Raw genomic sequence first — 25,447 nt, forward strand, 5'->3', positions numbered from 1 at the left:
TCTGGTCAGGTGCGGATCGACAGACCGTCGATCAATGATTGACGATAGGCGCGCCAGGCCGGCACGCAGCCCATGATGATGGCGGCCAGCAATATGGCCCCCAGCAGGCTCCAGTCCCATAGGCCGGGTGCAGTGATCGGAATGAACAGGCCGTAGTGTGACAGGATTACCGGCTGGGCCAGCCACATCGCCAGGTACATCAGCCCCAGCCCCAGCAGTATTCCCGCCAGTGCCAGGCCGGCGGCCTCCAGTAACAGCAGGCCGAATACATGCCGCGGGCGGGCTCCCACCGAGCGCAGGATGGCCATTTCCCGACGCCGTTCGTTGAGGCTGGCGAGGATCGCCGTCAGCATGCCGACCAGACCGGTCAGCACAACGAATACCGAAACGATGAACAGTGCCTGTTCCGCTACCCCGAGCAGGCTCCATAACTCTTGCAGCGCGACCCCAGGCAGCACTGCCATCAGCGGCTCGTCGGGGAATCGATTGATATCCCGTTGCACGGCAAAGGTGGCGACCCGGCTATCCAGTCCAAGCAGCATAGCCGTGATCGTGGTTGGCGTCAGGTCCAGGCTGCGGGCCTGCTCGGCATCGACGCTCGCCGCACCGCGGGCCGGCATTCCCTGTTGCCAGTCCACATGCAGCGCCTCCATGCCTTCCAGGCTGATATGAATGGTCCGGTCCACGGGGGTGCCGGTTTTGCCCAGGATGCCGCTGACGCGGAACGGTTTGTCGGCGTGCTCGACGAAGCTCACGGCGCCGGTGCCATGAGCCAGGACCAGTTCGCTGCCGAGTTGATAGTTCAGTTCCCGGGCGATATCCGCGCCGATTACCGTATCGTACAGGTCATCGAAGGCGCGGCCTTCGGTGAACAGCAGCGCACGATCACGGCCATGGCGAAAATGCTTGAAGTAGTCACCGGTGGTACCCATCACCTTGAAGCCGCGGTGCGAATCCCCCAGCGAGATAGGAACGGCCCAGTCTACCCGGGGATGCTGGGCGACTCTCTGATAGCTGTCCCAGCGCATATTGCTGGTGGCATTGCCAATACGGAAGACCGAATACAGCAGCAGTTGCACCGAGCCGGTACGGGGGCCAACGATCAGGTCGGTCCCAGAGATGGTCCCGGCGAAACTCGCACGGGCTTCGTTACGGATCTTTTCCACGCCGAGTAGCAGCGTCACACTCAGGGCGATGGCCAGTACCGTCAGCAACGCGGAAAAGCGTCGATTGAGCAGACTGCGCAAGGCCAATGGGAACAGGTACATCAGATCACCTCAGAGCTGACGACGGCTCGGTTGAGTTCGCGCAGCGACAGACTGCGATCGAACAATGACTCTAGCGCGGCGTCATGACTGACAAACAGCAAACTGCTGCCCAGCGCCTGACATTCACTGAACAGCAATTGCAGAAACACCTCCCGGGTATCGGCATCGAGCGCCGAGGTCGGCTCGTCGGCAATGATCAGCTCGGGGCTGCCGATCAGCGCCCGGGCCGCGGCCACGCGCTGCTGCTGGCCGATCGATAGCTCAGTCACCGGTTGGTTGCGCAATGCAGGCTGATCCAGCCCCAGGTGGGCCAGCAGATGCAGCGCGGCAGCCTGCACATTGCCGTGGCGTTCGCTGGCGCGTTGCTGACGCAGGCTGGAAAAATGACAAGGCAGGATGATGTTCTCCACTACCGACAGATACGGCAGCAGGTTGAACATCTGGAAGATGTAACCGGTGTGATCGGCGCGAAAACGGTCGCGCGCCGAGCTGGACATGCCTGCCAGGTCCGTACCGAGCAGACGAATACGGCCGCTGGCCGGCAGCTGCACGCCGCCCAGCAATCCCAACAGGGTCGTCTTGCCACTGCCGGAGGGGCCTTTGAGAAAGACTCGCTCGCCGGCCTGCAAAGTGAAACTGTCGATATCCAGCAGTGTGGCTCGACCGGGCCAGGCGAAGGTGATCTGTTCGAGTTGGACTACGGGTTCAGCCATCAGGGGTTCCATTGGAGTACTCAGAAGCGCACGCGCCTGCTGGCCGCTGTCAGCTCGCCACCCTGTTGGCCTCGCGGAGTGATTGCCTGCAGGATCAGCTTCTCGCTGCCGGGGAACAGCTCGAACAGGGTGACGTCCAGATGCTCCAGGCGTGTCGGAGTGCTGCAGGCGTAGCTGTATTGCGCGTTGATATCAGCATGCTCGTGCTCGTGTTCATCATTATGTCCATGATGATGCTCATGTTCGGCATGGGCATCATCGCCTGAATGCTCGGGCAGGGCAAACAGGGGGCTATGCAGCTCCACTGACTCCAGGCTGCACTGCGCGGCAGCGGGCAGAGCAAACAGCTTTTCCGGCTGGCGCAGGGTGCTCATCAGGTTATCGAGCTGATCACGCTGCGCCTGGTTGTGCGGTGCATGCTCGAAGCCTAGCAGGTCACCCGCCGGGGTCGTCAGCTCCAGTAGTAGCTGTTTATCGTCAATGACGATATCCAGGGTGCCGACGCCATGCTGATGGGCGGCTGCATTGTGGGATCCGTGCGCATGGTCATGTGGTTCATGGGCATGCAAGGCGAGGCTGACGGTGCTGGTCAAGGCGAAGGTGAGGAGAGCGAGGCGCGGCATGCGAGAATCCTTGTTCAGATAATTTGATGTTATCTTATAACGATTTCGTGTGAGATCAAGCCTGCCATAGATCGCCTGGGTGGCAACCCGAATATTAAGGTGTTACTGGGCGTTGCTGGCGCGAGCGAGATGCCGGTACCTCGCTGGGTACCGGCATCTTCATTGATGTGACGGTGCCTGACTAGAAATGTGCCTTTAACAACAGGCTGGCGGTGTTCTGGTCCGTCGTTCCAACGAACTGTTCGCTGACATAACCGCCGTCTTTGATACCGTATTTATTCTTCCAGTAGTCATATTCGATGCCTACATAGACCTTCTCCCGCCAGCCCAAGGCCTTACCGAGGTCATATTTGATTTGCGGGTTGATATGCACGTTGGCGTGATACTCGCCCCGACTGTTCTCGTCGTTATCCACTACCCAGTCGATATAGCCGTCAATCACCAGATCGGATCGACCCACCGGGATGGTATAGCTCCAGGCTGGAGTGATCTGCCAGACATTGTCCCCAGGCCGGCCGCCATCGGTTTTACGCAGATAGGTATTGAGTTGGAAATAATCAAATCCCGGTATTGCCAGGTCAATGGCGGGACCGATCAGATAAGCTTCGGTATCGCCTTTGCCAAACTCGTAGGTCATCGAGAGTAATATATCCGTGACCGGCCCGGCGGCAATATGGGTGCCGCTGATCTTTCCGAAAGACAGCCGAGGGGAGAACTCGCCGTAATGGGTTCGCTCATCATCACCCTCATTGGCTCCCTTGCCGTTGAAGTTGATTTGATCAATGAAGATAAACAGATCTCCTACACTCCAGGCGCTGGCATGTTCGAATGTAAAAGTCTGCTGAATAGGTGGGTCTATCTTGAAGTTCTTTCCATAGAGATAGGTCAGGCTATTTGTGTGCCACTGAACAAGTTCCCCGGCACATACTGGGCCAGACACCAGGCCGATGCCCATAAGCAGGAAAGGTAGGGTTTTTTTCTTCATGAGTAATATCCGGTTGTCGTTTTTATTATTACCGGCGCGCAGGCCGATTGGTTCTTTGCTCTTTCTGTCTTCCTTTAGGCAAAGTCATTTCCCGCCCATGAACGCTAATAGCTGCTGAAGCCAATGCAGCATTAAACCGACTCTGTGCGGGTTGGGGCAGCGTCAGTCAGGTTCAGGTGCGATGGCGTCGAGGGAAGCGGAGGGGTACAGGAGCTTGCTCGCCAGAACGTAGACCAGAGCGGCACAAACAATGCCATTCAGCGGCGCTATGCTGAGTGGTCCTGCTGCCGGCGACATCAGTGAAGCGAGGATCGCCAGTGCCCAGGCAACCATCGCAGCCCAGTTGACGCTCTTGAACTGATGTAGGGCAAAGTCTGGATAATGGGTTTTATGCCGCAAGTAGAAGTCGCCGATTATGACGCCGCCAATCGGCGGCAGGGCGATGCTCAGAAACGTAAGCCAGCCGACGAAGTTGTTATAGAGCAAATCGGCTAGCGCGGTACCGACCAGGCCGGCGATCCATACCAAGTGGACCCGCTTCAGTCCGGTGAGGTTGGTCAGGCCCAGGCTGGAGGCATAGAGGGCGTTGTCGTTGGTCGTCCAGATATTCAGTATCAGCAGGATCATGCCGCCACCAAGGAGGCCCTGAATGGCGAGCACTTCAGCGATATCGGCATGGGAGGTGGCGATCGCACCGATCGCACCAAAGAAGAACATCAGGCTGTTGCCAAAGGTAAAACCGATGATGGTGGCCCAGACGCCGATCTTTCTGCTTTTGGCAAAGCGGACAAAGTCAGGTGTGAGGGTGGCGCCGCTGATAAAGGAACCGACAGCGAGAGCAACGCCCACCGAGAAGGTAAGCGGCGAGCTCGGAACACTGTCCAGCAGCGTCCTTATACCGCCATCGGTATCGACAATCGCTTTGCCGACGGAGGTGAAACCGAGGATCAGGATGGCGGGAACGGCAATGATGCTCAACCATTCGATGGCCTTGAAACCGACCGCCACGGTGTAGGTCATGGCCACGCCGCCAATGATGATGATCCAGAAAAACGGGATCCCGAGGAAGGTATTGATGGGGTGAGCGAGCATGGCCAACCCCACCCCGAACCAGCCGATCTGGGTAATTGCCAGCATGAACGAAGGGAGCTTGGAGCCGGTTTTACCGAAGGAGTACTGGGCGAGCAGGTGGGTGGAAATATTGGTTTTGGCCGCGGCGTATCCCAGCAAGGACCCATAGAGACCCAGGATCAGGTTGCCTGCCAGGATCACTATCAGCAGGTCTGGCCAGAGGCTAAAGCCTTCGCCCAGCTTGCCGCCAGTCCACATGCTGGCGGCAAAGAAAGTAAAGCCGAGCATGACGGCGGACATGGATATCAGGCCACGCCGGGAGCCTGACGGCACAGTGGATGAGGCGTAATCATCATGGGTGCCCCCGGCATGGGCGGACTTTGCGAGTTTTGCAGGCTTTGGCATGGGTACAGTCTCTTTTTATTATTGTCAGAGCGGTTTACTGCGAGTCAGAACACATCTTGAACAAAGCTGATGTCACGTGGCTGCTCGTTGCTCAGCAGTTGCGGCACCACGGCTGCAGTGCGGCAAATGACCTGGCCATGGCGGATTACTTCCAGGCGGGCCGGGCGCAGGCGCAGGGCTTCAATCGGATTGCTGGCTTGCAAGATCACCAGGTCCGCGCGATTACCTGGCTGCAGACCATAGCCATCCAATCCGAGCACCTTGGCGCCGTGAGTGGTGACGGCGGCAAAGGCGGTTTTCATTTCATCGATACCGGTCAACTGGCCAACATGCAGACCCATATGCGCCACATCGAGCATGTCGTGGGAGCCGAGGCTGTACCAGGGGTCCATGACGCAGTCATGCCCGAAGGCGACGTTGACGCCAGCAGCGAGCAGCTCCTTGACTCGGGTCATGCCACGCCGTTTGGGATAGGTGTCATGGCGGCCTTGCAGGGTGATGTTGATCAAGGGATTGGCGACCACATGCAGGCCGGCTTCGCTGATTAGCGGGATAAGCTTGCTGTTGACGTAGTAATTGTCCATGGAATGCATGGAGGTAAGGTGAGAGCCGGTGACGCGCCCCTGCAGGCCGAGGCGCTGGGTCTCATAGGCGAGAGTCTCGATATGCTGAGAGTCCGGATCATCGCTCTCATCGCAGTGTAGATCGACAGGCAAGCCGCGATCGGCAGCCAGTTCGCAAAGGGCTGTAATCGACCGGTTGCCTTCTGCGCGGGTGCGCTCGAAGTGGGGTATCCCACCGATTACATCGACACCCAGGTCCAGGGCCCGGAGCAAGTTCTGCCTGGCAGTGGGGGAGCGGTAGTAGCCGTTCTGCGGAAAGGCAACCAGTTGCAGATCGATCAGATGCTTCAATTCGCGGCGTACTTCTAACAGGGCTTGCACCGCCATCAGGCTATCATCGGATACATCCACATGACTGCGTATCGCCAGGGTGCCGCGGGCGACTGACCAGTGGCAGAGTTCTATGGCGCGTTGCTTTATTGACTCGAAAGTCAGATCGGGCTTCAACTCGTTCCAGACCGTAATACCTTCAAGCAGGGTGCCACTCTGGTTGAGACGTGGCTGACCGAGACTCAGGGTAGAGTCCATATGGAAATGACTGTCGACAAAGGGCGCGGTGACCAGGCAGCCTGGGTGACAGAGCACCTCCTTGGCCTGGGCCTGGATATGCGGGGCAATTTCCAGGATTTTGCCCTGATCAATTGCGATATCTACATTCTTCGCTCCGCAGGGCAAATTGACGCTGCGGATAAGTAAATCAATCATCTTTCCCTACCTCAGTTGTTAATGGGTACTAAAACTGACGCACGAGAATACCTCCGGTAATCAACAGCGCGATACCCACTACTCGCCCAAGGCTGAGCGCGTGAGGAGTAAATCCCGCCAGACCAAAATGATCAATCAAGGCCGCCGCCGTCATTTGCCCGACCAGCGCCATGCCCAGCATGGTGGCAGCGCCCAGGCGGGGGCTGAGCACGACCATCGCAGTCACAAAGAAGGCGCCCATGACGCCTCCGCTCCATTGCCAGAACGGTATCGCAGCGAGATCCGCCCACGCCGGGCGGGGCAGGCGAACTGTCATGCACACGGCTATCAGTAACAACAGACCGACCGCAAAGGAGACACATGCTGCCCACAGGGCGTGCCCTGCGCTCAATGCCAGCTGTGCATTCAAGCCCGCCTGCAACGGTAAGACAGCCCCCGCCGCCAACGCCATGAGTAGATACATCCACACGTTCCTGTCCTCTTCCGCGGGGGCACCGCTGTTCTACATTGTTAGCCTTGGCGTACCACGGGCTGCGGGGTATTCAGCTCGTTCTCGCGGGCAATGGCATCGAACACCGGACCAAAGGCGGGCCGGGGAATGTATTGGCCGGCACCTTCCACTGCGAGCAGCTGACCCTCGCGCCAGACAACCTTCCCGCGGCTCAGCGTGTGGCTCGGTATGCCGGTTACCGTGCGGCCTTCGAAGATGTTGAAGTCGATGTTCTGATGATGCGTCTTGGCTGAAATAGTGCGGGTGCCGGCCGGGTCCCACACCACCAGGTCCGCATCGGCACCCACGGACACGGAGCCTTTGCGTGGGTACATGTTGAACAGCTTGGCAGTATTGGTCGAAGTCACCGCAACGAACTCGTTCATGGTCAGGCGGCCCTGGTTGACGCCCTCGTCCCACATGATCGCCAGGCGGTCCTCGATACCGGCGGTGCCGTTCGGAATCCGGGTGAAGTCATCCTTGCCAGCCGCTTTCTGGTCTGCGCAGAAACAGCAGTGATCGGTTGCCGTCGTCTGCAGGTTGCCGCCGCGCAGGCCTTGCCAGAGCGCCTCCTGGTGTTCCTTGGCGCGAAATGGCGGGCTCATGACATGGGCTGCGGCAAATTCGAAATCGGGATGCCGGTACACGCTGTCATCGATGACCAGATGACCGGCCAATACTTCGCCATACACGCGGTTGCCGTTATTGCGGGCGCGGGTAATGGCTTCCAGGGACTCCTTGCAGGAGACATGCACGATATAGATGGGCACGTTCATCGCCTGGGCAATATGGATGGCCCGGTTGGCCGCTTCGGCTTCAACCACGGGTGGACGTGAGAGCGGGTGGGCTTCGGGGCCGGTCATGCCCTTGGCGAGCAATTCCTGTTGCAGCTGGAAGACCAGTTCGCCATTTTCAGCATGGACGGTCGGCATTGCCCCCAGTTCGACAGAGCGGCGGAAACTTTTTACCAGGGTTTCATCGTCCGCCATGATCGCGTTCTTGTACGCCATGAAGTGCTTGAAACTGTTGACCCCATGCTCACGTACCAGAGTGCCCATTTCCTCGTGAACCGACTCGTCCCACCAGGTAATGGCCACGTGGAAGGTGTAATCCGCCGCCGCCTTGGCAGCCCAGTCGCGCCATTGGTGGAACGCCTCGAGCAGTGACTGTTGGGGAGATGGAATGACGAAGTCGATGATACTGGTGGTGCCGCCAGCCAGGCCGGCAGCCGTACCGGTATAGAAGTCATCGCTAGCCACGGTGCCCATGAAGGGCAATTGCATATGGGTATGAGGGTCGATACCGCCGGGCATCACATATTGGCCGCTCGCATCTATCACTTCGGCAGTCGCGGGGGCATCCAGATTCTCACCTATGGCAACGATCTTTCCGTTATCGCAGTACACATCGGCGCGATAGGTCTTGTCAGCGGTGACCACGGTACCGTTTTTTATGAGTACGGACATTGCTGGTTCTCCTTACGGGTCTTGGCGAGCCGGTGTCTGCATTATTGGCCGGCTCGATAGGTAACAAAGCTCATTGCGGGCGTTGCATGCTGTTGCGCATGAGAAGCAGGTAAACGCAGGCGGCGATTGCCAGGCCGACAAACCAGGCATAGGTATAGATTTCCTGGAATACAGCGGGCACGCTATCGATGAACCCGGCGACATGCAGGAAACCCGGCAGGTTGGGCAGCACCCCGACCACCAGTGCCACCAGGGCGATCGGATTCCAGCCATTGCGGTAGCTGTATTCCCCGTCATTGCGAAAGAGTGCCTGGTGATTCAGGCGGGTTTTGCGAATCACGAAATAATCGGCAACCATGATGCCGGCAACCGGGCCAAGCAGCGCAGAATAGCCAATCAGCCAGGTGAAGATGTAGGCGCTGGTCGACTCCAGCAGCTTCCAGGGCATGATCGCGATACCGATACCCGCGGTCAGGTAACCGCCCATCTTGAACGAGATTCTGCTGGGGCTCAGGTTGGAGAAACCGTTGGCTGGGGCAACCACATTGGCTGCCAGGTTAGTGGTCAGGGTCGCCAGGATCAGGGCGATCAAGGCGATAACCACTGCGGTGCCTCCCATCTGGCTGGTCAGCTCGACAGGGTCCCAGATGGCTCTGCCATAGATCACCACGGTTGCCGAGGTGACGGCTACGCCGATAAAGGCGAAGAGTGCCATGGGCAAGGGCAGGCCCAGAGCCTGACCGATAAACTGGTCTTTCTGGCTGCGGGCAAAACGGGTGAAGTCAGGAATGTTGAGCGCCAGTGTGGCCCAGTAACCTACCATCGCCGTCAGCCCTGGCCAGAATACGGACCAGAACTGCCCTTCGCGCGCGCCGCCGGCAATGAACTGGGAGGGCGTCGAGAGCATGGCGCCAAAGCCGCCCGCCTTGAAATACGCCCAGCCCAGCAGAGCCAGGCCCATCGCGATCAAAAAGGGCGCGGCGTAGGTTTCCAACCAGCGAATGGACTCAGTGCCATAAGCAATGAAAACGACGTGCATGGCCCAGAACAACAGGAAGCACACCAACTGACCCAGGTCGATACCGAGAAAACCGATAACGCTGCCGGCGATGGCATTATCGGTCATGATGTTGACGATAATATAAATCGCCGAGCCGCCTACCCAGGTCTGAATGCCAAACCAGCCGCAGGCAACCAGCCCGCGCAACATCGCTGGTAGCTTGGCGCCTGCGGTACCGAAGGAAGAGCGCAGCAATACGGGAAAGGGAATGCCATGCTTGGTACCTGCGTGACCGATGGCAATCATCGGTACCAGCACGACAAGGTTGCCGAGCAGAACAGTCAGGACCGCTTGCCACCAGGACATGCCTTCGGCCACCAGCCCTGCAGCCATCATGTAGGTGGGAACACAGACCACCATGCCAACCCACAGCCCCGAGATGCTTTGCCAGGACCAGGTCTTGTCTTCTTCTCTGGCGGGGGCCAGGTCTTCATTCCACAGGTCTGCGCTGGGGCTGCCGCCCAGGGTTATATCGTACTGAAGTGAATCGGTTTGAGAGTGCATTGCATTGTGCCTCGACTCTATTGTTTTTATTAAGCACGTCGGTATCCCGCGCCATACAGGATATTGTTTACTTGCAACTCTAGGTTCTTGCCGAGCGGCAAATAGCCGTCATGAGTGCGCTGCACTTGCAGCACACTATCCGTATGTCACTGAATATATTAAGTAGCGCCCCGAGCAACTGTATTCGGGCGCTATCGACTCACGCTTTGGTTAAATCGGGTTATCTGGAAGCGGAATCAGGTGGTATCCGGGGATGTAGCTGCACATGTTTTCATCCTCTTATCAGTGTTCTCTTATCGAGATATCAAGTCGAATGCTAGTACAACGAGTGGGCACCCACTTCAGGAGAAAGTAACCATCGCCTGGTTATGCTTGTACGGTTGTTTCCATCGCTTTTTATAAATTTATAGTAATGTCATCGACCGTATTGGAAGTTGATGTTTGCAAACCTACAAGCAAGATTTGAGAGGGTCAAGCATTATTTTTCCAGTCGGTAAAAAAATTCTTTCCTCTAGTGGCAGGTGTTTTTTGGCCCCTGCCAGCGCTCACCGGCAAGCACGGGAGCTACAGGGCTTCTGGATCAATTTGCGTGGCTAGATGCTGTCCGATGGCTATCCCGCCAAGCGGTCGAGCTCTTCGAGATAGCTCTCAAGGATCAGATTAGGCGGGGCGGTCTTGCGGGTAATGGCGCTGTAATGGGTGACGTAGCGGTTTGTGCCGGGGTTGATGGCTCGCATGCTTTGCTCGCGTACCCAGCGGTTGGCGTAGTGGGTAGGCAGGTAACCGATATAGCGGCCAGTCAGGATGAGAAAAGCGATCCCTTCGCGGTCGGTTGCTGATGCCGCGGCCTTCAGGGGCTCATGCAATGCCTTGATTTGTGGAGTTTGCGCATACGCCGGCAAGACCGCATCCCAGCCACTGAGCGCCACCGGCTCCGATGCCGGGTGCGCGTACAGCGGATGGGTCGAGCTGCAATACAACTGCGAGACCTCTTCGTACAGCGGGCGGTAATGCAGTCCCGGCAGGGATTTCAGGGCGGGAATGATGCCCACATGCAGGCGGCCGTCCAGCACACCCAGCTCGATATCGTTGGGCGGAATCATGCGGATATTGATCTGCACATCCGGGCCACGGTCCTTCAGCGCACCCAGCGCCTGGGTGATCAACATCTGCGGCATGGTGACCAGGCTGTCGGTGATGCCGATATTGAGCTCGCCCTTCAGATAGTCATGCAAGCTGTTCACATGAGTGCGGAAGCCTTCAATGGCCGCCAGCATCTGCAGGGTTGCCTGATAGACCTCGCTACCTTCCTGAGTCAGGGAAAAGCCGCTGCGCCCTCGCTGGCAAAGCCGTAGTGCAAGGCGACCTTCGAGCTCGTTCATGGCGATGCTGATCGCCGCCCGGCTGATATTCAGCTCGACTTCCGCTGCGGAAAAGCCGCCGCATTCAACTACCTTGCGAAAGATCCGCAGCAGACGCAGGTCGGTATCACTGATCTGGCCAGGTAATGCCAGCTTACGGGGTTTCATCTTGTTGTCCTCGGTAACCGGTGCCCAGCAGCATAGCGGAGGAAGTGCCTTGAGTTAAGTAAACGCTTGCATGAAGGTAAATAAGCTTGGGTTTTACTTTAGCGTGCTACTGGCGAGACTGGCTGCACAAACAACGTACACAGAGGGTGATGTTATGTCTGATCACAATAATCAGCGCCATGCTGGACTGACCCCCGAGCAGCTTGACGCCTACTGGTTGCCTTACACCGCAAACCGCCAGTTCAAAGCGGACCCACGCCTGATTGTCGGTGCCGAAGGCAGCTACTATGTCGACGCTGAAGGCCGCAGGATATTCGACGGTCTTTCCGGGCTCTGGTGCTGTGGTGCTGGGCATAACCGTCCGGAGATTGCCGAAGCGGTTGCCAAACAACTGCGTGAACTGGACTACGCTCCCGCTTTTCAGTTCGGCCACCCCAAGGCTTTTGAGCTAGCCGAGCGGATTACCCAATTGACGCCAAAAGGCCTAGACCATGTGTTTTATACCAACTCCGGTTCAGAGGCGGCGGATACCTCGCTGAAAATTGCCCGGGCCTACTGGCGCAAGAAAGGCAAGCCGACCAAGACCAAGCTGATCGGTCGGGCCAAGGGTTATCACGGCGTCAACTTCGGTGGCATCAGCCTGGGCGGCATCGGCGCTAACCGGATGCTGTTCGGTCAGGGTATCGATGCGGATCATCTGCCGCATACCTTGCTCAAGGAGAATCTCTTCAGCCGTGGCATGCCCGAGCGCGGTGTCGAGCGTGCCGAGGATCTGCTGGAGCTGATTGCTCTGCATGATGCCTCCAATATCGCAGCCGTCATCGTTGAGCCGATGGCTGGATCAGCGGGCGTACTGCCGCCGCCGGTGGGTTATCTGCAACGCCTGCGGGAAATCTGCGACCAGCATGAAATCCTGCTGATATTCGATGAGGTGATCACCGGCTTTGGACGAGTGGGGTCCAATACCGGCGCCGAAGAGTTCGGCGTCACCCCGGACATGATGAACGTTGCCAAGCAGCTCACCAACGGCGCTGTGCCCATGGGCGCGGTGATTGTGCAGCGCGAGATCTATCAGACCTTCATGGAGCAGGGCGGGCCGGAATACGCGATTGAGTTGCCGCATGGCTACACCTATTCCGGCCACCCGGTGGCCTGTGCCGCGGCGCTGGCCTCCCTGGATATCCTGCAGAGTGACCGGCTGGTTGATCGGGTGCGGGAGATGAGCCCGATCTTTGAAAATGCCCTGCATGGTCTCAAAGGCACCCGCTACGTCACGGATATCCGTAATTACGGGATGGCTGGCGCGCTGCAGATAGAAAACCACCCCGGGGAGCCTGCGCGGCGCACCTTCGAGATTGCCATGAAGTGCTGGAAAAAAGGCTTCTATGTACGCTACGGCGGCGACACCATCCAATTGGGCATGCCTTTCATCGTCGAGCGTGAAGAGATCGACAATGTCGTCAATGCCATTGGCGACGCCATCAACGAACTTGACTGATACCGCTAACAATACAGGCAGAGAGAACAGACGATGAAGACGATCGGACACTTGATCAACGGCACCATCGATACGCAGGCCAGCCGCACCCAGGACATTTTCAACCGTCGACGGGCGAGGTGTCGAAACAGTTGGCGCTGGCGAGCAAACCCACCGTCGAAGCCGCTATTGCCGCTGCCAAGGCCGCTTATCCGGCCTGGCGCAACACCCCACCACTCAAGCGCGCCAAGATCATGTTCCGCTTCAAGGAACTGCTGGAGCGCAATGCCGATGAGATCTGCCGGCTGATCGGGGAGGAGCATGGCAAGATTGCCCATGACGCCATGGGCGAGCTGCAGCGGGGGATCGAGAATGTCGAGTACGCCTGCGGTGCGCCCGAGCTGCTGAAAGGGGAGTTCAGCAAGAATGCCGGTCCGGCAATTGATTCCTGGAGCGAATTTCAGCCATTGGGAGTGGTCGCGGGTATTACCCCGTTCAACTTCCCGGCCATGGTGCCGCTGTGGATGTATCCCATGGCGATCGTCTGCGGTAACACCTTTGTGCTCAAGCCGTCCGAGCGTAACCCGTCATCGGTGCTGTTTATCGCCGAGCTGCTGCATGAAGCCGGTCTGCCGCCGGGCGTACTCAACGTGGTCAACGGTGACAAGGAGGCCGTGGATGTGCTGCTGAGCGATGCGCGCATCCAGGCGGTCAGTTTCGTTGGCTCGACGCCCATTGCCGAATATATCTACACCACGGCCAGCGCCAACGGTAAGCGCTGCCAGGCGTTGGGCGGGGCGAAGAACCACGCCATCATCATGCCGGATGCGGATATGGATAATGCCGTATCAGCCCTGGTTGGCGCTGCCTTTGGTTCATCCGGGGAGCGCTGCATGGCGCTGTCGGTGGCGGTGGCGGTAGGCGATGAGGCGGCTGATGCGCTGATCAGCAAGATGTCCGAGCAGATGAAGAGCCTCAAGGTTGGTGCCTTCTCTGACAAGACCAATGACTTTGGCCCGGTCATCACCCGGGCACACCAGGAAAAGGTCATCGGTTATATCAGCAGTGCCGAGCAGCAGGGCGCTACCCTGGTGGTCGATGGCCGCAAACCGACTGTGGCAGGTTACGACAAGGGTTTCTATGTCGGTGGAACCCTGATCGATAACGTGACCGCTGACATGACCTGCTACAAGGAAGAGATCTTTGGCCCGGTGCTGCTGGTCATGCGTGTCAACAGCATGCAGGAAGCCATGCAACTGATCGACGATCATGAATACGGCAATGGCACCTGTATCTTCACCCGTGACGGGGAGGCCGCACGTTATTTCAGCGACAACATCATGGTGGGGATGGTCGGCATCAACGTACCGCTGCCGGTGCCGGTGGCCTATCACAGCTTTGGTGGCTGGAAGCGCTCATTGTTTGGCGATCTGCATGCCTATGGCCCGGATGCGGTGCGCTTCTATACCAAACGCAAGACCGTGACCCAGCGCTGGCCGTCAGCCGGGGTGCGGGAAGGGGCGCAGTTCTCCTTTCCTTCCTGAATAGAGGCAGCAGCAAAAAGCCGGATCCCGTGATCCGGCTTTCTTGTTGGCTCAGGGGCCGTACTGACTAATTAAAATAATGCCGCGGCACCCGGTTCAGGTTGCAAAACAATTGGTAAGGAATGGTGCCCGCCCAATGGGCGACCTCACTGGCCGCCAGCCCGTCGCCCCACAATTGCACCGTACTGCCCAGGCCGCTCGCCGGCAGATCGGTGAGATCGACGGTCAGCATATCCATGGACACTCTGCCGATCAGCCCGGTGCGCTGATTGTCGACCAGCACGGGCGTGCCGGTCTTGGCATGTCGAGGGTACCCATCCGCATAGCCCATGGCGACCACCCCTACTCGAGTGGGGCGCTGGGTAATGAACTGCGCGCCATAGCCGATCGGCTCACCGCGGGGCACATCATGCACGGCAATAATCTGTGAGTTCAGCTGCATCACCGGCTTCAGCCTTGCGGCATTGTTCTGGGCGTCGCTGAACGGGGAGGCGCCATACAGCATGATGCCAGGCCGTATCCAATCACCATGGGCCTGTGGCCAGGCGAGAACCCCCGGCGAGTTGCACAAACTTGAGAGGCCTTCCAGGGCGGCGGTGGTTTCATTGAAACACAGCCGCTGATGCTCCGTGGTCTCACAGTCTGGTTCGTCGGCACGGGAGAAGTGCGTCATCTTCACCACGCTGGCAACCTTGCCGCTGGTGTGTAAGGTCCGCCATATTTCCCCGTATTCATCCGGCTTGAAGCCTACCCGGTGCATACCCGTGTCCAGTTTCAGCCAGACATGCAGCGGGCGCTCGATAGCGGCCTCCGCCAGGTCACGCAATTGCCCATGATGGTGAATCACAACCCAGAAGTCATATTGCTGGATCAGTGCCAGTTCCGTGGCGTCAAACCATCCTTCCAGCAACAGAATCGGTTGTTGAATACCGGCATTGCGCAGCAGCAACGCTTCCTCTATACAGGCGACGGCAAAACCATCGGCTGATGCCGACAAGGTTTGAGCGCACCGAATGGCGCCATGGCCGTACGCATTGGCCTTGATCACGGCCAACGCTCTGGTGCCAGAAAACTGCTTGGCCAACAGGTAATTATGGCGCAGGGCGCCAAGATCGATTATTGCGTGGGCTGGACGCATAAGTCTTCATTCCAGGATATCGGGGTAGGAAGGGCGCTGTTCAAAGGGCGGCGACCATGGCAATTTCCACCAGAACATCAGGTTGCACCCGCTCGGCCTCCAGGGCGGCGCGCACGGGGATCACCCCTTCGGGCAACCATTGCCCCCAGATCCGGTCCATCTGCTCAAGGTCAGCCTGGATGTCCTTCAGATAAATAGTGGCGGACAGTAGCCTGGTCTTGTCGCTGCCGGCCTCGGCCAGCACTTGCTCGATCGCCGCCAAGGTATTGCCCGCCTGGATATCAAGATCATTTTCGGCTGGGATGGCATCGGCAAACCGACCGGCCAGATAAACAGCATTCTGATGTACCAGCACCTGGCTCATCAGCACCTTGGTATATAAAGGTTGGATATTCATATCGAGTTCCTCCCGGGCGCCAATGGCGCAGGGTTGTTCAAGATGGTTGCACAACAATATTCCCCCAGTAACGCGAAGCCCCGCTCGCTAGTTGCCGGGGCGTTCAAGGTGTATAATCGCGCCCCTTAACGAACCGACGGCATAGGCTGCAATCGGGTCGCCAGCCCTGCCTAGCGCGAACACGAAGCGCTATCTGCCGCCTTTATGACCGCAACCAAGAGGTGATCCCTTGGACCGAACCATCAACCATTTGACTGAAAGCAACCCTTCAAATGGCGACGCGGCCAAACCCCGCAAGCGTTCGAACGCTAGAAAGGCTCAGGAAGCTCGTATCCTGGATGCTGCCGAAACACTCTTTGCGCAATATGGCTATAACGGTGCTTCTATTGAAGCCATTGCCGAGCAAGCCGGTTTATCCAAGCAGAACATGCTTTATTACTTTCCTTCCAAGGAAAACCTGTATCAACACGTGCTGAAGAACGTACTCGATCTCTGGGTTGAGAAGATGACGTTGTTCGAGCAGACCGGTGATGATCCTGCCAGCAAGTTGCGTAGTTATATTCTTGGCAAACTGGAACTGTCACATTCCCGGCCCAATGGCTCCAAGATATTCGCCAATGAAATCATCAATGGCGCGCCTTATATCAAAGACTATTTGCTGAAAAAACTTTTGCCCAAACTCGATGCCGATATTGCCCTGGTCAACAAGTGGATCGCTGATGGTTTGATGGATGCTATCGATCCTTACCATCTGTTCTTTTCCATCTGGGCAACGACCCAGACCTATGCCGACTTTTCCACCCAGATCGCCCTGGTGCTGCGCAAAGACAATCTAGATGCCAGCGATTTTGACGCGGCAGGCGACTTTCTCACTCACACCATCCTCAAAGGCACCGGGCTCAGCAACTAGCCCTGTTTCCCCCTGAAAGAGCGTGGTCAGGCGCTCCTTCAGGGCGGTGGCATCCGCTATCAGCTGTTGGCGCGCTCGACGACGGCCTGGAACAGCACATTGCAACCGGCCGCCAGGTCTTCCGGCGTCGCATTCTCCGCCTCGTTATGGCTGATGCCATTTTCACAGGGCACGAAGACCATGGCGGTGGGCGCTACGCGGGAGATGTAGCAGGCGTCATGTCCGGCGCCGCTGACGATATCCCGGTGGCTGTAGCCAAAATCCGTCGCAGCCTGGCGTACCAGCGCAACACAGTCGGTATCAAAGGGGACCGGCGGGGAGTACCAGATCTGTTCGAACGCCATTTCCAGGCCCAACTCCGTCGTGACTGAGTCGGCGGTTTCACGCAGGGCCTGATCCATCTTGGCCAGCACGTCGGCATCGGGGTGGCGGAAGTCCACGGTGAAGAACACCTGCCCCGGGATCACGTTGCGCGAGTTGGGAAAGACCTGCAGCAGGCCAACGGTGGCGCAGGCGTTAGGCTGGTGGGCGAGGCCGATTTTGTTGACCTGATCGATCAGCCTGGCAGCGCCAACCAGGGCATCACGCCGGCGACTCATCGGTGTGGGCCCGGCATGGGATTCCTGCCCGGTCAGGGTGATCTCGTACCAGCGCTGGCCCTGGGCATCAGTGACCACACCGATCTGCTTCTTCTCATCCTCCAGGATGGGCCCCTGTTCGATATGCGCTTCAAAGAACGCCTTGAATGGCCGGCCGCCGACATCATCGGGGCCGTTGTAGCCGATGCGCTCCAGCTCCTGGCCCATGGTCTTGCCGTCGAGATCGGCGCGACTCAAGCCATAATCCAGCTCGAACACCCCGGCAAACACGCCGGAGGCGACCATGGCGGGAGGGAAGCGCGAGCCTTCTTCGTTGGTCCATACCGAGGCCTCAATGGGCGCGCGGGTCTCCATGCCCTTGTCGTTCAGGGTGCGAATCACTTCCAGGCCGGCGAGTACGCCATAGATGCCGTCGAACTTGCCGCCGGTAGGTTGGGTATCCAGGTGGCTGCCCATCACCACCGGCGGCAGGGAATCATCCAGCCCGGCGCGGTGGGCGAAAATATTGCCCATCTTGTCGATACGAATGGTGCAGCCCGCGTCTTTGCACCATTGCACAAACAGATCGCGAGCCTGCTTGTCCAGATCGGTCAAGGCTAGCCGACACACGCCGCCTTTTTCCGTCCCGCCAATCTCGCCCATGTCCATCAGGCTTTGCCACAGCCGTTGCTGGTTGATCATGGTTTTCTGCATTGTCTTTGCCTCATTCGGTCATTGTTGTTTTCACTGGCGCGGCCAGGCCCTTGTCAAACCGGTGGTGGAGACACCACCGGTGTCAGCTCAGCCCTGGAATCGGGGAATAATGTGTGCGCCATATTGGGCGATGATGTTTTCCTCATCGCCATTGTCCAGATAGATGTTGAACTGCGTGGCGCCGGCCGCTTTGAGCTCATTGAGCTTGCTGACATGCTGTTCGGCTTCACCCAGCACACAGAAGCTTTCAACGATGTCCGGGGTGATGAAGTCGAGGTAGGGGTTATCGCTCTGGCCATGCTTGGAGTAGTCATAGCCCTTACGTTTCTCGATATAGGCGGTCAGGCTGGCGGGTACGGTGCCGCTGTCGCTGCCATACTTTTCCACGATGTCGGCGACGTGATTGCCGACCATGGCCGGGAACCACTTGGTGGCTTCGATGCATTGATCCCGGCTCCCAAAATACGCTGGCGCAGCGACAATCACCTTGTAGTTGTCCATATTCCGGCCCGCTTCCTTGCCGGCACTGATGCTCTGCTCAGCCAGCCATTTGACGATACTCGGCTCACCGATCTGCAGAATGACGCCGTCGCCCACTTCCCCTGCGGTTTTCAGTGCCATGGGGCCATAGGCGCCGATATGGACGGGCAGCTCATAGCCATCGGACCAGGGAAATTTGACGGGCTCGGGGCATTCGCCATAAAGCACTTCTTCGCCACGGATCATGGCTTTTACCTTGGTGGTGAATTCGGCTACCCGTGCCAGCGAAGCGGGTTTCTTGCCCATCACGCGCACCGAGCTGTCACCACGGCCCAGGCCAATATCGAAGCGACCGCCGCTTTGCTTGGCCAGGCTGCCGAACAGGCTCGCAGCCAGGGACCAATCGCGGGCATTGGGGTTGGTGACGCAGGGGGCAAAACGCATCTTGGTGGTGTGTTCCATGCACATGGCGATGGCCGGATAACACTCGCGCCACAGAATGTGCGAGTCATAGAACCAGCAATACGCGAAGCCGGCTTCTTCGGCCTGTTTGACCAAGCTGCGGGCCCGTTCGGGGCTGACAAAACCTTTAAAGCAGATACCGAATTCCATTGTTATTCTCCTGTGTCGGTAGGTACTTCTGATGCATCAGGCGTCTGGCGCCCAGATACGGATTCCTGCGTGGGTGAAAGGGACTTTCTTGGAAATGTTCAGGCGGATCAGAATCGGCGTAATCGCCTCGATACAGCGGGCGCTGCTGGCGGGACCGCAGTCATAGGCGGTGACGTCCATTTTGTTGATCAGCTCAATAACCTTGTCCTTGGCCGGCATGGCGTCGCCGCAGACCAGCACATCGCAATTGATGGCGTGGTCCAGATGGTTCAAGGTGGCGGCAGAGACGTTATGCAGCGCGCCGACAACGGGGATCGCCTCGCCCAGCAGTTGCTGGGCCGCTTCGGTCGCCGAGCCGGCCGCCGGCATGGCCACCGCACGCGGATTGCCCTCCGCCAGCGGGACGACGATATCGATCAGAATCTTGTCCTGCAGCAGCTCGCGGATGGAGGCCAGGGTGGCGTCATGGGCCGCGTAGGGAACAGCCAGAACCACCATTTCATCCGCTGCGCCCACGGCGTCGCGAATGTCCATGCCCCGGATCGAGGCGGCCGAGGCGGGCAGCAGCGCCTGTAGTTCCTTGGCTGTTGCGCTGGCCCGCTCGGCATCGCGGGAGCCGATCGCTACCGGGACACCGGCTCGCGCCCAGCGCAGAGCCAATCCCCGACCCTGCGGGCCGGTACCACCTAGAATTGCAATTGTCATCGGAACAGGTCCTCTTTTTGTGGTCTTATCAGGTCAGTTGCCGAGCTGGGGGCAGGCTCCCAGTCCACGCCCTGGAAAAGAATTGCGGGGGTTTTGCCGTTCTTGCTCATCAGCAGCCCGGAAGCGGCAGCTATTTCATCGGCCAGGGCCGGGATGGTGACGGCCAGCTCCCGGCCAAAGGCATCCCGGTCGCCGACCAGGCTGACCTGAGCGGGCACGTTGGCCAGGCCGATGGCGACATTGACCAATCCCATCCGCCAGGCCGGCCAAAGGTGTCGGTGATCACTACGCCAAGGCGCACGCCGAAAGTTTCTTCCAGCGCTGCGCAGATTCTCCTGGCGCTGCTGTCGGGATCCTTGGGTAGGAGAATGACGGTGTTGTCTTCACCCACATTGGATTCGTCCACCGCCGCGTTGGCGCAGATAAAGCCCAGCCGATGTTCGGCGATCAAGATGCCTTCGGCTTGTTGGGGATGTTTGAAAGCGCGTACCACGCGGCGGGATTCACGCAGAATGACTTCGATCTTGCGCGGGTCCTTGTTCAGTTGCGCCGCCAACTCCCGAGCCTCTTCGCCAGGCTTGATCGTTGCCAGGGAAACTACCTGGCCTTCGGCTTTGGAGACGACCTTATGGGCGATCACCAGAATGTCGCCATCGCTCAAGGTCACATCGTTGCTGCGAATGGCCCGGGCCAGGATATCGGCCAGGTCATCGCCGGGCAGAATGTCGGCGATACCCGCCAGGGCGGTCATGCTCAGGCGCTGGGGTTGGTTCAACATGCCGGTACCTCCTGCACCATAATGGGGCGATGCGCTGGCCGTGATAGGCCCGATGGCAGCGGGTCCCAACGGGCACCAAACGATGTGCTGGTCGTCGCGCTGGCGCTGGCCAGGCTGGCAAGGTCAGCTGGTGTATCGATATCGAAGCTCAGCTTGGGTAGATGGATCAGGCTGCAGGTGATGCCCCTGCGGTGCGCGGCATTCCAGTGCTGGTCACTTGAATTGAGGCCGAACTGAAAGGGCAGAATGTTCGGCGGTGTGGTCAGCAAGGCGTTGGTGCCACGGTCATGGGCCGGGCTGATCAGCACGGAGGGCACCGGCCGGGGGTGGTTGAGCAGGGTGCGCAATTCGGCCTCATCCAGCTGGGCTATGTCCGCCGGGATCAACAGCTGTGAGTCATAGCCCTGTACGCTGCTCCAGTCGGCGGCCAGTTGGGCTGCCGCGGACATCCCCCGCGAGCAGTCTTCACGCAAGACCGCTGCGCCGTAACTGCGGGCCAACTGAGCGATGGTGTCGCACGCCGTGACTACCAACACATCCTGCTCCGGCATCCGCTCACGGAAAAACGTCAGGGTGCGTTCACATAACCACCGGGCCAGGGTTGCCCGCCGGCTGGCGCCAAGCAAGGGCTCCAGGCGGGACTTGGCATCCGCGAAATCCCTTACCGGGATCACCACCAGCGTTTTCATCAGCATGCCAGCCTCTCCTCAGTAAGCTGACCCTGGGCGAACTGCAGCAGCTCGCGGGCCAGACGTGTCTTGTCGGCATCATTCAGCATCAGGGTATTGGTCGTCATGACGTGGAGCCCGCGCTCTTGCAGGGCTCTGGCGTCGGGCTGGTCTCGCTGGTCGATGATCAGGCCGTCAATCAGGTCGCTATAGCAATCAGCGATGCCGAGGTTGTTGCAGCGGTAGCCCGATGCGCTCAGCATGCGGTCGGCCGGACCCTTGACGGTGGCGCCACCGATCAGGGGTGAAACGGCGACTTTCACGACATTGGCCAGGGCAAACGCCTGACCCAGCCCAGGCACAGCCAGGATCGGACCGATACTGACAATCGGATTGCTCGGCGCGATGACCAGCAGGTCCGCTTCGCGAATCGCCGCCAGTGCCTCCGGCGTGGCTGTTGCGCGCTCGACACCGTCAAGCTGTATGTCGAGGATCTCGGGCCGGCACTGCTCGCGGACAAAATATTCCTGGAATGACAGCCAGCCCTCGGGCGTTCTGATCCGGGTCTGCAGGCGGTCATCGGTAGGCAGGATGATGTTGCTCTGCACACCAAGGGACTCGGCAATCCGCTGGGCGATAACGCTGGGTCGAATACCCTGGCCGCGCAGCTGGGTCCGCAGGATATGGGTAGCCAGATCCTGGTCGCCCAGATACATCCAGCTGTCGCAACCCAGGCGCTTCAAACTGTCGAGCACGCGGTTGCTTTCATCGGCCAGCCCCCAGCCTTTTGCGCTGTCGATCCGGCCGGCCAGGGTATAGGTCAGGGTGTCGATATCCGGGGAGACCCACAGGCCGTGAAACTCCTGATCATCCGCGACGTTACCGATGATGCTGAGCTGCCCGGGTTCACAAATGGCCGCCAGGCCAACCGCGAGCTTGGCGCCGCCGACCCCGCCGGCAAGCAAGGTGATACGAGGGTGTCGGTTCATTATAGCCCTCCGGCGACCTGGGACAGCTGCGCGACGGGCACGATCTGGGGGCTGTCATACACGGTCACATGCTGATACAGCGTATTGCGTCTGACCGGCTGCCGGCCCATGTTGCGCATGATGTGCAGGAACGTGTCCGGATGCATTTCCTGGCCATGCTCAGCCCCTGCCGCGCGGGAAATGCTCTCGTTCATCAGCGTGCCGCCCAGATCATTCACGCCGGCGGTAAGCATCTGTTGGGCCAGTTCGGGCCCCAGCTTGACCCAGGACGCCTGGATGTTATCGATCCAGCCGTTGAGCATGAGCCGGGCGACAGCATGCATGCGGATATGCTCCAGCCGCGTGGGGCCCGGCCTGACGCCCGCCTGCTCCAGATACAGCGGGGTTTTATGGTGGATGAAGCCCAGGGGCACGAACTCGGTGAAGCCACCGGTTTCCTTCTGGATGTCACGCAGCAAGGCCAGGTGCGCCGCCCAGTGCTCCGGGCCGTCAATGTGGCCATACATGATGGTGGAGGTGGTGGGCAGGCCCAACTGGTGCGCGGTCTTGACGATCTCCACCCATTCCTCGGTGGTCAGCTTGTCGCGTGTCAGCTGCTTGCGGATGGTGGTATCGAGGATTTCTGCCGCGGTGCCCGGCATCGAGCCCAGGCCGTGATCAATCAGATCCTGGATAAACTCGGCATAGGACATCTTGCTTTTGCGCGCGCCGAACCAGATTTCAAAGGGCGAAAACGCATGGATATGCATGTCCGGCAGCTTGGCCTTGATCGCCTTGAGCATGTCCCGGTAGAAGTGGCCGGGAATATCCGGGTGCAAACCGCCCTGAATACACACTTCGGTTGCGCCGCGTGCCCAGGCTTCTTCCGCGCGGAGACAATTTCATCGAGATCGAAGAACTCGGCATCCGCATCGCCCTTGCGTTTGGCGAAACTGCAGAAGCGACACCCCATGTAGCAAACATTGGTGTAGTTGATATTGCGGTTGATGACGAAGGTAACGGTATCGCCGACGCTGGCGCGCCGTAGTTGGTCAGCGCAGGCAGCTAGGGCATCCAGCTCGGCACCCTCAGTGCCAAATAAACTAATGGCATCCGCTTCATTAAGTTCCTGGCCTGCTAATACACTTTCCAGAATATCCCGTACGACTGTGCTCACGCCCGGTTGGTAAAGTTCTTTTACGGGTTCATGCAAGGCAATCTTTCCTGACACTTGTACATTCATTGCGGAACTCCTCATGACAGGCACTGGTGTAACGCCAGACCATCGGCGCGGGCGATAGCGGATAACCGGGGGGCAATGTCGCCGGCGAAGAAGTGCTGCGGGCGCTCAAGATAATGGGGGTAGACCGCGAGGCGTTCTTGCAGTCCGTACCCGCAGTCTGCCGTGGCGCGGCGCAGTGATTCTATTTGTGGCCAGGCGCGTTCCGGGTTGATGTGGTCGATGGTCAGTGGCGAAACGCCGCCCCAGTCATTGATGCCGGCCGCAATATAGGATGCAAAGCGGGACTCCAGATTCGGTGGCGCTTGCAGGCTGATGGACGGCGCGAGCAGCAGGCGGGCCAGCACCAGCGTGCGGACCATATCGTCGAGGTCGGGCTCAGGGTGGCCGGCCATGGCGGTGCCTGCCTTGGCCCGGAAATTCTGCACGATGACTTCCTGAATATGGCCATGCTCGAGATGCAGATTGTTGATCGTCATCAGGCTGTCGACGCGCTCGGCCCAGGTTTCCCCTATGCCGATCAGGATGCCGGTGGTGAAGGGCACGCCCAGTCGGCCAGCCCGGTCGAGGGTGCGGATGCGCTGCACCGGCACTTTATCCGGGCAGGCATAATGGGCGCCGCCCTTGGCGATCAGGCGGCGACTGACGTTCTCCAACATCATGCCCATGCTCACGCTGTAAGGCTTGAGGAGTCTGATATCCGCTTCCGACAGCGTGCCGGCATTGACGTGGGGCAGCATGCTGCTTTCGCTCAGCACCATGGCGCAGACCTCGGCCAGGTAGCTGATCATGCTGGTATGACCTTGGCGGGCCAGGGCCGCCCGAGCTTCGGGGTAACGCAGCTCGGGCTTTTCGCCGAGGCTGAACAACACTTCCTTGCAGCCCATACGTTCACCGTCATGGACGATCTGCATGACCTCAGCAGGAGTCATCAAGCGCGCATTGGGAGAGTCTGGTTTCTGAACGAAGGTGCAATAACCGCAGTCGTCACGGCACATGTTGGTAAGGGGAACAAAAACGGCGCGCGAGTAACTGAGACTCTTGCCCCAGTAAGTATCTCGAATACCTGCCGCTTGGCGGGCCAGTTCCGTGAATTCACTCTTGGGCGCTTTCTCAAGCGCTAATGCCTGTGAACGGGTCAACATAATGACCGCTGCCTCCGTTATTTTTTTTGTGGAGTCTTATGCATGACCGGACATGCTTGTTTTACCAGTCGGTAAAAGAAGAGTAGGCCATATTTTCCCAAGTGGTCAAACTTTTATTGGCATCGCGGCTTATTTATATTTGGCAGAAAGTTGGGAGGCGTCTGGAATGCAGTTTTGCGCAGCAGTGTTGATTATTCGGCAACCGCGAAAGTGCCATAAACGTAACGGCAATGGTTTCCCGGTAAAGCGCGGTCAACTATTTTTCGGCGTTAATAGCTAGCCTGTCGGCCCCGCGATATGGGGTTCGAGCATCTCGAGAATGACACTGGTCGGCTGGACCCCTGAGAATCCATCCACCGGCTGGCCGTGCCGGAACAGGACGACCGTCGGCAGGGTGCGAATGCCGAAACGCTCGACCAGTGCGGGCTGTTCATCACAGTTGACCTTGGCCAGTTGCAGGTGGCCGGCGTGGCTGTCAGTGATGGATATCAGCATGGGCAGGAGCGCCTTGCATGGCGCGCACGCAGGTGCCCAGAAGTCCACCAGCACTGCCTTGTCATGAGAGCTATCGAGCACCAGGCGATCAAAGGTCTCGGTGGTGACATCGAACATGCGGGGCTGGCTCATGGCGTTTCCGGATCGGGCTGGCAT

The 25,447-nt window shown here is 58.8% G+C and carries 23 protein-coding genes and 2 pseudogenes; 4 read left to right on the plus strand and 21 right to left on the minus strand.

Annotated elements, in window-relative coordinates; genetic code table 11:
* Positions 1-5: 5 nt before the first annotated feature.
* The 10 genes from QAO71_RS01570 to QAO71_RS01615 all read right to left on the minus strand — a co-directional run bounded on the left by QAO71_RS01570 (position 6) and on the right by QAO71_RS01615 (position 11,442).
* Complete coding sequence (locus QAO71_RS01570) at positions 6-1,268, minus strand: ABC transporter permease (RefSeq protein ID WP_280165081.1); 1,263 nt, start codon at positions 1,266-1,268, stop codon at positions 6-8.
* Entirely contained in the window at positions 1,268-1,981 is a 714-nt protein-coding gene (locus QAO71_RS01575) for an ATP-binding cassette domain-containing protein (protein ID WP_036993792.1), read from the minus strand. Before QAO71_RS01575 ends, QAO71_RS01570 begins: the two co-directional genes overlap by 1 nt.
* 20 nt (positions 1,982-2,001) lie before the next feature.
* A complete protein-coding gene (locus QAO71_RS01580; protein WP_280165082.1) occupies positions 2,002-2,604 on the minus strand; it encodes a DUF2796 domain-containing protein in 603 nt (200 codons plus the stop codon).
* Between the two features lie 181 nt (positions 2,605-2,785).
* On the minus strand, positions 2,786-3,559 hold the full coding sequence (locus QAO71_RS01585; protein WP_235818299.1) for an outer membrane protein OmpK: 774 nt from the start codon (positions 3,557-3,559) through the stop codon (positions 2,786-2,788).
* A 192-nt stretch (positions 3,560-3,751) separates the two neighbouring features.
* Positions 3,752-5,065, minus strand: coding sequence for a cytosine permease (codB, locus tag QAO71_RS01590; protein ID WP_051611509.1), 1,314 nt, complete (start codon positions 5,063-5,065; stop codon positions 3,752-3,754).
* A 44-nt stretch (positions 5,066-5,109) separates the two neighbouring features.
* Entirely contained in the window at positions 5,110-6,393 is a 1,284-nt protein-coding gene (locus QAO71_RS01595; protein ID WP_036993649.1) for an amidohydrolase family protein, read from the minus strand.
* Between the two features lie 28 nt (positions 6,394-6,421).
* Entirely contained in the window at positions 6,422-6,856 is a 435-nt protein-coding gene (locus QAO71_RS01600; protein ID WP_036993647.1) for a DMT family transporter, read from the minus strand.
* A 47-nt stretch (positions 6,857-6,903) separates the two neighbouring features.
* On the minus strand, positions 6,904-8,349 hold the full coding sequence (gene hydA, locus QAO71_RS01605) for a dihydropyrimidinase (protein ID WP_136870005.1): 1,446 nt from the start codon (positions 8,347-8,349) through the stop codon (positions 6,904-6,906).
* Positions 8,350-8,419: 70 nt separating this feature from the next.
* On the minus strand, positions 8,420-9,913 hold the full coding sequence (locus tag QAO71_RS01610) for an NCS1 family nucleobase:cation symporter-1 (protein WP_280165083.1): 1,494 nt from the start codon (positions 9,911-9,913) through the stop codon (positions 8,420-8,422).
* A 611-nt stretch (positions 9,914-10,524) separates the two neighbouring features.
* Positions 10,525-11,442: a LysR family transcriptional regulator gene (locus QAO71_RS01615; RefSeq protein WP_280165084.1), complete on the minus strand. Its 918-nt coding sequence runs from the start codon at positions 11,440-11,442 to the stop codon at positions 10,525-10,527.
* 154 nt (positions 11,443-11,596) lie between these two features.
* Here QAO71_RS01615 and QAO71_RS01620 point away from each other — a divergent pair, with 154 nt between their 5' ends.
* Together QAO71_RS01620 and QAO71_RS01625 are read left to right on the plus strand one after the other, a co-directional pair.
* Positions 11,597-12,940 (plus strand): aspartate aminotransferase family protein, encoded by a 1,344-nt coding sequence (locus QAO71_RS01620; protein ID WP_280165085.1) that lies wholly within the window; start codon positions 11,597-11,599, stop codon positions 12,938-12,940.
* 33 nt (positions 12,941-12,973) lie between these two features.
* Positions 12,974-14,463: pseudogene (locus tag QAO71_RS01625) on the plus strand (CoA-acylating methylmalonate-semialdehyde dehydrogenase).
* Between the two features lie 67 nt (positions 14,464-14,530).
* Here QAO71_RS01625 and alr read toward each other — a convergent pair.
* Both alr and QAO71_RS01635 read right to left on the minus strand, forming a co-directional pair.
* The gene (alr, locus tag QAO71_RS01630) at positions 14,531-15,601 is read right to left on the minus strand and encodes an alanine racemase (protein WP_280165086.1); all 1,071 of its coding nucleotides are present in this window, start codon (positions 15,599-15,601) and stop codon (positions 14,531-14,533) included.
* Positions 15,602-15,641: 40 nt separating this feature from the next.
* On the minus strand, positions 15,642-15,998 hold the full coding sequence (locus tag QAO71_RS01635; RefSeq protein ID WP_036993637.1) for a RidA family protein: 357 nt from the start codon (positions 15,996-15,998) through the stop codon (positions 15,642-15,644).
* 229 nt (positions 15,999-16,227) lie between these two features.
* On the opposite strand from QAO71_RS01635, the gene QAO71_RS01640 reads away from it, so the two are divergent.
* Positions 16,228-16,908 carry a TetR family transcriptional regulator C-terminal domain-containing protein gene (locus tag QAO71_RS01640; RefSeq protein WP_280165087.1) on the plus strand — a complete coding sequence of 227 codons (681 nt, stop codon included), beginning with the start codon at positions 16,228-16,230 and terminating at the stop codon, positions 16,906-16,908.
* A gap of 59 nt (positions 16,909-16,967) precedes the next feature.
* Here the strand turns inward: QAO71_RS01640 and QAO71_RS01645 are convergent, their stop codons facing one another.
* From QAO71_RS01645 to cofH, 7 genes are all read right to left on the minus strand, one after another.
* The gene (locus tag QAO71_RS01645) at positions 16,968-18,200 is read right to left on the minus strand and encodes a Zn-dependent hydrolase (protein WP_074781281.1); all 1,233 of its coding nucleotides are present in this window, start codon (positions 18,198-18,200) and stop codon (positions 16,968-16,970) included.
* 87 nt (positions 18,201-18,287) lie between these two features.
* Entirely contained in the window at positions 18,288-19,292 is a 1,005-nt protein-coding gene (locus QAO71_RS01650) for a TIGR03842 family LLM class F420-dependent oxidoreductase (RefSeq protein WP_074781280.1), read from the minus strand.
* Between the two features lie 36 nt (positions 19,293-19,328).
* Positions 19,329-19,997: an NADPH-dependent F420 reductase gene (gene npdG / locus QAO71_RS01655; RefSeq protein WP_036993634.1), complete on the minus strand. Its 669-nt coding sequence runs from the start codon at positions 19,995-19,997 to the stop codon at positions 19,329-19,331.
* Positions 19,998-20,127: 130 nt separating this feature from the next.
* The gene (locus QAO71_RS01660; RefSeq protein ID WP_280165088.1) at positions 20,128-20,775 is read right to left on the minus strand and encodes a coenzyme F420-0:L-glutamate ligase; all 648 of its coding nucleotides are present in this window, start codon (positions 20,773-20,775) and stop codon (positions 20,128-20,130) included.
* Positions 20,769-21,470: a 2-phospho-L-lactate guanylyltransferase gene (gene cofC / locus QAO71_RS01665; protein ID WP_280165089.1), complete on the minus strand. Its 702-nt coding sequence runs from the start codon at positions 21,468-21,470 to the stop codon at positions 20,769-20,771. The genes QAO71_RS01660 and cofC overlap by 7 nt, the downstream gene beginning before the upstream one ends.
* Positions 21,464-22,432 carry a 2-phospho-L-lactate transferase gene (cofD, locus tag QAO71_RS01670; RefSeq protein WP_280165090.1) on the minus strand — a complete coding sequence of 323 codons (969 nt, stop codon included), beginning with the start codon at positions 22,430-22,432 and terminating at the stop codon, positions 21,464-21,466. Before cofD ends, cofC begins: the two co-directional genes overlap by 7 nt.
* A complete protein-coding gene (gene cofH, locus QAO71_RS01675) occupies positions 22,432-23,268 on the minus strand; it encodes a 5-amino-6-(D-ribitylamino)uracil--L-tyrosine 4-hydroxyphenyl transferase CofH (protein WP_280165091.1) in 837 nt (278 codons plus the stop codon). The genes cofD and cofH overlap by 1 nt, the downstream gene beginning before the upstream one ends.
* A gap of 14 nt (positions 23,269-23,282) precedes the next feature.
* Between cofH and QAO71_RS01680 the strand changes: the two genes are divergently transcribed.
* Positions 23,283-23,459, plus strand: a complete 177-nt coding sequence (locus QAO71_RS01680) for a hypothetical protein (RefSeq protein ID WP_280165092.1) — start codon at positions 23,283-23,285, stop codon at positions 23,457-23,459.
* A 206-nt stretch (positions 23,460-23,665) separates the two neighbouring features.
* Here QAO71_RS01680 and cofG read toward each other — a convergent pair whose 3' ends face one another.
* Positions 23,666-24,796, minus strand: coding sequence for a 7,8-didemethyl-8-hydroxy-5-deazariboflavin synthase CofG (gene cofG, locus QAO71_RS01685; RefSeq protein ID WP_136869993.1), 1,131 nt, complete (start codon positions 24,794-24,796; stop codon positions 23,666-23,668).
* Positions 24,797-25,090: 294 nt separating this feature from the next.
* A pseudogene (locus QAO71_RS01690) lies at positions 25,091-25,423 on the minus strand (thioredoxin domain-containing protein); the annotation flags it as partial.
* Positions 25,424-25,447: the final 24 nt, after the last annotated feature.

The organism is Halopseudomonas sp. SMJS2 (genome assembly GCF_029866945.1).
GTDB classification, from domain to species: Bacteria; Pseudomonadota; Gammaproteobacteria; order Pseudomonadales; family Pseudomonadaceae; genus Halopseudomonas; species Halopseudomonas bauzanensis.

What these genes read in the sequence shown, in the direction of transcription:
- QAO71_RS01660 (WP_280165088.1), bottom strand. Translation starts at nt 20,775, where the DNA reads ATGTTGAACCAACCCCAGCGCCTGAGCATGACCGCCCTGGCGGGTATC.
- cofG (WP_136869993.1), bottom strand. Translation starts at nt 24,796, where the DNA reads ATGTTGACCCGTTCACAGGCATTAGCGCTTGAGAAAGCGCCCAAGAGT.
- QAO71_RS01595 (WP_036993649.1), bottom strand. Translation starts at nt 6,393, where the DNA reads ATGATTGATTTACTTATCCGCAGCGTCAATTTGCCCTGCGGAGCGAAG.
- QAO71_RS01585 (WP_235818299.1), bottom strand. Translation starts at nt 3,559, where the DNA reads ATGGGCATCGGCCTGGTGTCTGGCCCAGTATGTGCCGGGGAACTTGTT.
- QAO71_RS01615 (WP_280165084.1), bottom strand. Translation starts at nt 11,442, where the DNA reads ATGAAACCCCGTAAGCTGGCATTACCTGGCCAGATCAGTGATACCGAC.
- QAO71_RS01570 (WP_280165081.1), bottom strand. Translation starts at nt 1,268, where the DNA reads ATGTACCTGTTCCCATTGGCCTTGCGCAGTCTGCTCAATCGACGCTTT.
- QAO71_RS01610 (WP_280165083.1), bottom strand. Translation starts at nt 9,913, where the DNA reads ATGCACTCTCAAACCGATTCACTTCAGTACGATATAACCCTGGGCGGC.
- cofD (WP_280165090.1), bottom strand. Translation starts at nt 22,432, where the DNA reads ATGAACCGACACCCTCGTATCACCTTGCTTGCCGGCGGGGTCGGCGGC.
- alr (WP_280165086.1), bottom strand. Translation starts at nt 15,601, where the DNA reads ATGCGTCCAGCCCACGCAATAATCGATCTTGGCGCCCTGCGCCATAAT.
- QAO71_RS01580 (WP_280165082.1), bottom strand. Translation starts at nt 2,604, where the DNA reads ATGCCGCGCCTCGCTCTCCTCACCTTCGCCTTGACCAGCACCGTCAGC.
- QAO71_RS01645 (WP_074781281.1), bottom strand. Translation starts at nt 18,200, where the DNA reads ATGCAGAAAACCATGATCAACCAGCAACGGCTGTGGCAAAGCCTGATG.
- QAO71_RS01650 (WP_074781280.1), bottom strand. Translation starts at nt 19,292, where the DNA reads ATGGAATTCGGTATCTGCTTTAAAGGTTTTGTCAGCCCCGAACGGGCC.
- codB (WP_051611509.1), bottom strand. Translation starts at nt 5,065, where the DNA reads ATGCCAAAGCCTGCAAAACTCGCAAAGTCCGCCCATGCCGGGGGCACC.
- cofC (WP_280165089.1), bottom strand. Translation starts at nt 21,470, where the DNA reads ATGCTGATGAAAACGCTGGTGGTGATCCCGGTAAGGGATTTCGCGGAT.
- QAO71_RS01620 (WP_280165085.1), top strand. Translation starts at nt 11,597, where the DNA reads ATGTCTGATCACAATAATCAGCGCCATGCTGGACTGACCCCCGAGCAG.
- npdG (WP_036993634.1), bottom strand. Translation starts at nt 19,997, where the DNA reads ATGACAATTGCAATTCTAGGTGGTACCGGCCCGCAGGGTCGGGGATTG.
- QAO71_RS01575 (WP_036993792.1), bottom strand. Translation starts at nt 1,981, where the DNA reads ATGGCTGAACCCGTAGTCCAACTCGAACAGATCACCTTCGCCTGGCCC.
- QAO71_RS01635 (WP_036993637.1), bottom strand. Translation starts at nt 15,998, where the DNA reads ATGAATATCCAACCTTTATATACCAAGGTGCTGATGAGCCAGGTGCTG.
- QAO71_RS01600 (WP_036993647.1), bottom strand. Translation starts at nt 6,856, where the DNA reads ATGTATCTACTCATGGCGTTGGCGGCGGGGGCTGTCTTACCGTTGCAG.
- hydA (WP_136870005.1), bottom strand. Translation starts at nt 8,349, where the DNA reads ATGTCCGTACTCATAAAAAACGGTACCGTGGTCACCGCTGACAAGACC.